Source organism: Streptomyces sp. NPDC007905, assembly GCF_042959345.1.
Classification (GTDB): Bacteria; Actinomycetota; Actinomycetes; order Streptomycetales; family Streptomycetaceae; genus Streptomyces.
The window spans coordinates 1-7,224 of the sequence record NZ_JBIBKS010000064.1 but is presented as its reverse complement, the minus strand read 5'-3'; the positions used below and the strand labels follow the sequence as shown (position 1 = coordinate 7,224).

Below are 7,224 nucleotides of genomic sequence, written 5' to 3'. Positions count from 1 at the left end.
CCTGGTCGACCGTGACTTCACCGCTTCGGGCCCGGACCAGCTCTGGGTCGCGGACATGACCTACGTCAGAACCTGGTCGGGCTGGGCGTATGTGGTGTTTGTCCTGGACGTGTACTCACGAATGATTGTCGGCTGGCAGGTCGCCGACCACATGCGTACCGAACTCCCGCTGGACGCCCTGGAGATGGCACTGTGGAGACGCCGGATCAAGAAGGACTCCGGCCTCATTCACCATTCGGATCGCGGCAGTCAAACCAGGTTCAACCGGTGGGTGCAACACCGGCTTATTTGATCGATAGTAGATGGTCGTTGAGGGCTTCGGCGGGTGTCTTCCAGCCTAGGCTCTTGCGGGGGCGGCTGTTGAGCGTGGCTGCGACCGCCTCGATGTCCTCCGCCGCCCATCGAGCGACGGCGGCGAGCCGACCCGGCAGCAATGGATGCTAGCCCGGCGCAGCATCAGCAAGCCCGACGAGATCGCCTACTACCTCGCCTGCGCTCCGCTGGAGGCCACCGTCGCCGACCTGGTCCGCGTCGCCGCATGCCGCTGGAAGATTGCGGAGTGCTTCCAGAGCGCGAAGAACGAGTGCGGCATGGATCAGTACGAGGTCCGCCGCTATGTGGGCTGGTACCGGCACATCACGCTCGCCATGCTCGCCCACGCGTTCCTCGCGGTGATGGCCGTGCAGGAGCGCGAAAAGGGGGTGACCCGGCCGACACACCCGACCCCGTGGACCTCACACCAGCCGAGATCCGTCGTCTGCTGGCAGCTCAACCCCGCCGCCATCCTTCACGCCGCAACCATGCGGTGAACTGGTCCCGCTGGAGGCGTCGCCACCAGGCACGAGCACGACGCTGTCATTACATGCGGCGCGGGCGCACGTTGGTGGGACAGCCGGCCCAAGACCGCCCCACCCATGCCAAACCCTCGCTACACTCCCCACCTCCAAGCCGTTGACCAGGAGAAATACAGAAGTCCGGCTGGAGTACTAGGGCTCGCGGCTCACGCGCCGGGTCAACGGCGCCGGGGCCTTGGGTGCCTGGGCCGCGCAGACCGCGAGCCCGGCGACGGTGGGGGCGGCGAAGACATCCGAGACGGAGATCTTCACACCGAGGCGGGTGCGGACTTTGGCGGCCAGGCGTATGGCGAGCTGGGAGTGCCCGCCGAGATGGAAGAAGTCGTCGTCCGCGCCGATGTCCTGCGGCGGCAACTCCAGGATCTCGGCGAAGAGCTCACGCAGCGCGGCCTCCGGGTCGACGGTGAAGGGTTCGGTGGTCATGGCGATTCACTGCCCTGAGGTCGGAGTCGGGTGGGACGGGGTGCCGGGCTTCTTGGTTTCGGGGGCGAGCGCGGTAGGTGTCATGTGCCGCCATACGACGGGCGTCAGGACGCACATCGCGGCGAAGGCCACCCAGAACGGACCCGTGATGCCGAGGGTGCGGGCGACGAAACCGCCGAGCAGCGCGCCGACGGCGTAGCCGCCCATACTGAAGAGCAGACAGACGCTGTTGACCCGGCCGAGCATCTCGGCCGGTGTGACCCGCTGGCGCAGCGTGACGCCGATGACGCCCCAGATCGATGCGTGCGCGCCGAAGACGACCAGCGTGATCGCGGCCACCCAGGGCAGCCGCGTCGCCGCCAGGACGAGATGCGTCAGGGTCTCCGTGATCAGGCCGAACCTGAGGAGTGCGGCCGAGCCGAACCGGGCCTCGAGGCGGGCGACCGCGAGGGTGCCCACCACGCCGCCCACGGCCGTGGCGGCGAGCAGGAAGCCATAGCCGACCTCGGTGAGGCCCAGACGTTCCCGCGAGTACAGCACGTACGTCGCGTAGGTGCCGCCGTACGTGACGTTCATGAGCCCCATGGTCACCGCGAGCGTGCGCAGCGCGTTGTGATTCCACAGCCAGCGCAGCCCCTCGGCCATCTCCTTGCGGATGGATCCACGGCGGGCGGGCTCGGCCGGTGCCGTGTCGCTGCCGCCGGTCCCTCGGCGCGGCAGGCTGAACATGAGCAGCGCGCCAAGGGCGAAACAGGCCGCGTCCATGCCGAACGGAACGGCGGCCGCGACGGCGAACAGCCAGCCGCCCAGGGGCGGTCCCGCGAACTGGTTGCAGACCATGCGGATGCCGGAGAGCCCGGCGTTGGCCTTGGGTAGATCGCCGTCGGCGACCACGCTCGGCAACAGCGCCTGGCCCGCGTTGTCCGACAGAGTGGCGCCGACGCCGAGCAGGAACACCGCCGCGTAGACGATGGGGACGTTCGCCCATCCCTGCCACACCAAAAGGGCGAGTCCACCCATCACCACCGCACGCATGACGCCCACGGCGCCCACGACCATGCGGCGGTCGACGCGGTCCACCAGCACACCGCTGACGAGGGAGAAGAGCAGCCACGGCAGCTGTTGGGCGAACGCCGCCCCCGCGACGACCGCCGGGTCGCTGCTGATGCTCGCCATGAGCAGCGGGCCGGCCGCGATCGTGACGCCGTCTCCGAGGGTGGACATTCCGGAGGCGAGCCAGAGTCTGGCGAAGTCACCCTTGAGAAGGACAGTCATGAAGGCGAGATCCCAGTGAGCACGGTCGGAGCCGACGGGCGACTTTGGGCGGTGGAGGATCAAGGGATCCGCAAGCTGTGAGCCAGCGGTCCCGGCGGAGGTGAGCGGTGCAGACGAGTACCGTTTGATCGCACACGTCTCCCTGTCGAGGCTAGGTCCCGGGCTCGGCACGCACCGGCACTTTCGGCAGCACTTTCGGCGGCACCGAAGAGGCGGAGGAGCGGCAGAACCGGGGCGTTTGTGCGGCAACTGCCCGGCAGTTCGGGCGGGGTGTGCCCGCACGCTTCCCGCACCGCGTTGCTCTCGTGCACCCTTGGACACGATCCGCGCGGACCTGCGCGGCCGGCAGCGGACCTGCGTGACCGACGAGGGAGAACGGGCAATGGCCGACGGGGTTTTGGTGCTGGGTCGTGAGCAGGTGGCCGCCTGTCTGGCCGACCGTCATCAGGAGATCGTGGCGGCGGTGCGGTCGGCCTATGAGGCGCACGCGGCCGGAACGGCAACCGTGCCGTTCTCCATCTTCCTGACCGATTCCTCGCGCCCCCGGGACCGCATCGTCGGCATGCCCGCATACCTGCGCGCAGACGAACGCGCCGGAATGAAGTGGATTTCGTCCTTTCCCGGCAACGTCGATGTCGGAAAGGACCGGGCCTCCTCCGTCATCGCCGTCAACTCCCTCGCCGACGGCCGTGTGACATCGTTGATGGAAGGCTCCGAGATCAACTTCGCCCGCACGGGGGCAAGCGCGGCCCTCGCGGCGCGGACGCTGCACACCGAGGAGCGGCTCAGCACGCTCGGTGTCATCGGCTGCGGCCCGATCAATCTCGCCATCGTGCGGAATCTCCTCGCCGCGTACGGCGGAGAGTGCCGCATCCTGCTGTTCGACGTCGTCGAGGACCGCGCCCGCGACTTCGCGACCCGGGTGCGCGGGTTCGCGCCCGGCGCCGAAGTCGAGACGGCAGGGTCGACCGACGCCGTGCTCGGCGCCGCGCCGTTGGTGTCGATCGCCACGAACGTCCGCGAGCCGCACATCGCGAGCCTGACGGACTGCCCCGACGGCGCCACGATCCTGCACATGTCGGTGCGCGACATCGCCCCCGAGGAACTGGAGCGGCGCGACAACGTCGTGGACGACCCCGACCACATCTGCCGGGTCGGCACCTCGCTGCACCGGCTCGAACAGCGGCGGGGCCACCGGGACTTCATCCGCTGCACGCTGGGCGATGTGCTCCTCGGCCGCTCCGCGCCCCGCCGTGACCGGGACGAGGTGCTCGTCTACTCGCAATTCGGCCTCGCGATGCTCGACATCGCGGTGGCGGCCCATGTCCAGGAGACGGCGGAAAAGGCCGGCATCGGTACCAGGGTCCCCGACTTCCACGGAGGGTGACCCCGAGGCGACTGGATCGCTCGGGGGCGAGGCGAGATCGACACGGGAGGCACAGCATGGCAGGCGACGAGTCGAACACCGGTGGTAAGGGCGACGAAGGGGCATCCGTCACCGCGACCGGTAGTCCTCCGTCCACCGAGGATGCCGCGGTGACCGGGCAAGCAGAGGCCGAGGCGCCACCCGCGAAGCGTCTGCCCGAGGACAAGCTGCTGGCCCAGATGGCCCTTTTCTACCTGAAGCAGTCCTGCTGACAGCTGTCGCGAGTTGGGCCTTGTCGTGGCGCTCTTCGCCTGCACATGGGTCTGGCGGACGAGGCGCTGACAGCCGGCTGAGGTCTGCACCCCTACGCCGCCCTGCCCGGCGAGGGGGGCCGCCCCCAGAGACGCCGAGCGGTCGCCGTGCGCATCGTCACCGCGACAGTGCACCGCAGCGTGTGGCTGCGGTGCACTGCGAAGGAGTCTTCTCGGCGGAAGGCCACGCGCGACTTCGCTGACGCTCTGGGGGCTACATGGTTGGCCTGCTGGGCCGAGAAACATCGCCTGACCTGCTCTTTCCTCCACTTCCGGAGAGTGTGACATGTTTCCGATGACGCATCACGTGGTGGCGGCGCTAGGGGCGGTCGCGAGGGGGATATGGCTGCCAGGCAGCGACTCGGTAGTCTGCTGCCTGGTCGACGCGACCGGAGCCGAGCTCAGACTCCCCAGATTCTCCCCAGAGCGGTCTGGGGTACTGATGGGGCTGGCTGACGCACGCGAACACCGAGGTGAGGATGCAGTTCACCACTCGGCCCACCCTCCAGGGCACCTTCGGCATGGTCTCCTCCACGCACTGGCTCGCCTCCCAGTCGGCGATGGCGGTCCTGGAGGACGGCGGCAACGCGTTCGACGCGGCCGTGGCCGGCGCCTTCGTGCTGCACGTGGTGGAACCGCACCTGAACCGGCCCGCCGGTGAGGTGCCGATCCTGCTCGCCCCGGCCGGCGGCGAGGTGCGCGTGCTGTGCGGGCAGGGCGTGGCCCCGGCGGGCGCCACGATCGAGCACTACAGGGGACTCGGTCTGGATCTCGTACCCGGTACGGGACCGCTCGCGGCCGCCGTGCCCGGCGCCTTCGACGCCTGGCTGCTGCTCCTGCGCGACCACGGCACCAAGTCCCTCGAGGATGTCCTGAAGTACGCCATCGGATACGCGGAGCACGGGCACGCGCCCGTGGAGAACGTCGGCGCGACCGTGGAGGCCGTCCGGGAGCTGTTCGAGACCGAGTGGACCTCCTCGGCCCCGGTGTACCTGCCAGGCGGCAGCGCTCCCCGGCCCGGTGAGCTGCTGCGCGATCTTTGGGCCGTCCGAGGGCGGCCAACGACGACCAGCGCTGACAGGACACTGCTCCCGGCTGCCGCCACTGCACCGTGCAGGCCGTCCTGGCCGCACACAAGCACCACCGCTACCGGTGCGAGCAATGCGTGGACGACCCCACCCTCTGCGACACCCTGCGCGGCCTGCGCCGACTCGCCCTGGAGCTGCGCCGGTGACACAGACAAGGAGACGGGCCCCATCCGGCGGGGCGACCGACCGTGCCCGTCACCGGCCCACGTCCGCGCTGCCACGGTCACACCGAGCCACTTCGTCGGGTGGGCCGCCTCCGCATCCGCCGCCGAGCGCCGTCACCCTCCACTCAGATGCACCGATACCTATGAGGCATGACAGACGAATTGGTCCACGCAGACTTCCGCTGCTGCCTCCTGGACGCCATGAAGCGGCACTTGGGCAACCGAGAGGCGCAACCGCTCAAACTGCACGTCGCTTACGGGCAGCTCGACCAACTCCGGACCGCCGCCATGCCACTCGATCAACGGACCCGCGACCAAGTTGGTCCATGACTGACAAAGGTTGACAATTCCCGGACGCCGAGCGTGAGCGGCCCGTACGCTGCCGAAAGCCATCATCTCTGGGGGGACGATGCCTTCCGTAGCTGAACAAAAACTGCTCGCCGAGTCACGCCAATTCCGAATCAGCCACATGTTCGCTGGCCGCGGCGACCTCGCGCTCCTCCCCATGAGGCAGCTGCGGGACATCGGGAAGCACCGGAGCCTGCGCGGAGTCGCGCTCACGGATATTGCGGAGATCCTGCGGGCTCGCGGTCTCCAGCATCTGCCCCTCAGGCTGCCACCCGACCAGAATCGGCACATTGTCGTCTGGAAGCCGGGCACGCCAGGAACGGAGCTACTGGAGCGGATCCGCTGGCTCAGCACTGAGGCTGGGCCTTACAAGGCCGCCGCCCAGCCGACGGAGACCGAGGTGTGCCAGCTGTACCGCGCGGCACTAGTACTCCAGCCGTAGTTCGGTATCTGGGCTGGTCAGCGGCCTGGTGGCGTGGAGTGTAGCGGGGCGCCAGGTGGGCGGGACGGACTTCCCCACCGCGCCCCACGAACGAGTGCTCTGCTGCATGCCCGTGAGCTGGTGCGAGCAGTCCCTCGGCATGCTCATTGATGCGTCGGTGAATGTGTGGGATCGAGAACTCGAAGAACTCTTCCTGCGGATCGGGAGCCGCTTCACCCGGATCGAGCCCCGCAGGCGGATGCGAGACTACGTACGCGGCCTGCTCGCTCCGGTCGGCCGCAAGAACGGGTGGCAGCTCGCCGAGTGGGCCGGCCACGCCACCCCGGACGGACTGCAGTACCTGCTCTCCCGCAGCCGCTGGGACGCCGACAGTGTCCGCGACGACCTGCAGCAGTACGTGGCCGACCAACTCGGCGATGACGACGGCGTGTTGATTGTCGACGACACCGGCTTCATCAAGAAGGGGACCACCTCCGCCGGAGTACAGCGCCAATACTCCGGCACCGCCGGGCGCACCGAAAATTGTCAGATCGGCGTGTTCGCCGCCTATGCCACGAGCCGGGGACACGCCCTCGTCGACCGTGACCTCTATCTGCCCAGGTCCTGGACCGACGACCGCGACCGCTGCCAGGCCGCCCACATCCCCGACGCCCGTACTATCGCGGCGAGCACCTCCCGTTCGCCGATCTTGGGATCGGCCAGCGCCCACAGCATCGGCATCCCCGACGGGGTGCACACCAGATACAGCCGCAGTCCCCAGAAGAACCGTGAATGCGACGCGCAGTATCCGTAGTTCGCCCAGCCCGCCAGCTCGGACCGCTTCACCGTGGGCCGGGACATCCCGCACGGCACCGGGGTCGAGTCGCTGATCCAGACAGTGTCGTGCCAGAAGTCGGTGTCCTTGGCCAGGACCCGGATGATCCGCTTGATCTGCGGCAATGCGGCGCGCAGCC

5 protein-coding genes and 5 pseudogenes are annotated in these 7,224 nt (G+C 68.7%); 6 read left to right on the top strand and 4 right to left on the bottom strand.

Annotated features, from left to right (window positions below; translation table 11 throughout):
* Both ACFZDC_RS41690 and ACFZDC_RS41685 read left to right on the top strand, forming a co-directional pair.
* A pseudogene (locus ACFZDC_RS41690) lies at window positions 1-253 on the top strand (DDE-type integrase/transposase/recombinase); the annotation flags it as partial.
* Window positions 254-434: 181 nt separating this feature from the next.
* Window positions 435-700: pseudogene (locus tag ACFZDC_RS41685) on the top strand (IS701 family transposase); the annotation flags it as partial.
* 286 nt (window positions 701-986) lie between these two features.
* On the opposite strand, the gene ACFZDC_RS41680 reads toward ACFZDC_RS41685, so the two are convergent.
* Both ACFZDC_RS41680 and ACFZDC_RS41675 read right to left on the bottom strand, forming a co-directional pair.
* A complete protein-coding gene (locus ACFZDC_RS41680) occupies window positions 987-1,277 on the bottom strand; it encodes a phosphopantetheine-binding protein (protein ID WP_391332292.1) in 291 nt (96 codons plus the stop codon).
* Between the two features lie 6 nt (window positions 1,278-1,283).
* A complete protein-coding gene (locus ACFZDC_RS41675; protein ID WP_391332290.1) occupies window positions 1,284-2,552 on the bottom strand; it encodes an MFS transporter in 1,269 nt (422 codons plus the stop codon).
* A 313-nt stretch (window positions 2,553-2,865) separates the two neighbouring features.
* On the opposite strand from ACFZDC_RS41675, the gene ACFZDC_RS41670 reads away from it, so the two are divergent.
* The 3 genes and pseudogenes from ACFZDC_RS41670 to ACFZDC_RS41660 form a co-directional block, all read left to right on the top strand.
* Entirely contained in the window at window positions 2,866-3,939 is a 1,074-nt protein-coding gene (locus tag ACFZDC_RS41670; protein ID WP_391332288.1) for a 2,3-diaminopropionate biosynthesis protein SbnB, read from the top strand.
* A 56-nt stretch (window positions 3,940-3,995) separates the two neighbouring features.
* The gene (locus ACFZDC_RS41665) at window positions 3,996-4,190 is read left to right on the top strand and encodes a hypothetical protein (RefSeq protein ID WP_391332287.1); all 195 of its coding nucleotides are present in this window, start codon (window positions 3,996-3,998) and stop codon (window positions 4,188-4,190) included.
* Between the two features lie 518 nt (window positions 4,191-4,708).
* A pseudogene (locus ACFZDC_RS41660) lies at window positions 4,709-5,338 on the top strand (gamma-glutamyltransferase); the annotation flags it as partial.
* A 588-nt stretch (window positions 5,339-5,926) separates the two neighbouring features.
* Here ACFZDC_RS41660 and ACFZDC_RS41655 read toward each other — a convergent pair.
* Window positions 5,927-6,082, bottom strand: coding sequence for a hypothetical protein (locus ACFZDC_RS41655; RefSeq protein ID WP_391332285.1), 156 nt, complete (start codon window positions 6,080-6,082; stop codon window positions 5,927-5,929).
* Between the two features lie 328 nt (window positions 6,083-6,410).
* On the opposite strand from ACFZDC_RS41655, the pseudogene ACFZDC_RS41650 reads away from it, so the two are divergent.
* Window positions 6,411-6,920: pseudogene (locus tag ACFZDC_RS41650) on the top strand (IS701 family transposase); the annotation flags it as partial.
* A gap of 5 nt (window positions 6,921-6,925) precedes the next feature.
* On the opposite strand, the pseudogene ACFZDC_RS41645 reads toward ACFZDC_RS41650, so the two are convergent.
* Window positions 6,926-7,224, bottom strand: a pseudogene (locus ACFZDC_RS41645) (IS982 family transposase); the annotation flags it as partial.

Coding starts and splice junctions, on each gene's coding strand:
- ACFZDC_RS41680 (WP_391332292.1), bottom strand. CDS start 1,277: ATGACCACCGAACCCTTCACCGTCGACCCGGAGGCCGCGCTGCGTGAG.
- ACFZDC_RS41675 (WP_391332290.1), bottom strand. CDS start 2,552: ATGACTGTCCTTCTCAAGGGTGACTTCGCCAGACTCTGGCTCGCCTCC.
- ACFZDC_RS41665 (WP_391332287.1), top strand. CDS start 3,996: ATGGCAGGCGACGAGTCGAACACCGGTGGTAAGGGCGACGAAGGGGCA.
- ACFZDC_RS41655 (WP_391332285.1), bottom strand. CDS start 6,082: ATGCTGGAGACCGCGAGCCCGCAGGATCTCCGCAATATCCGTGAGCGC.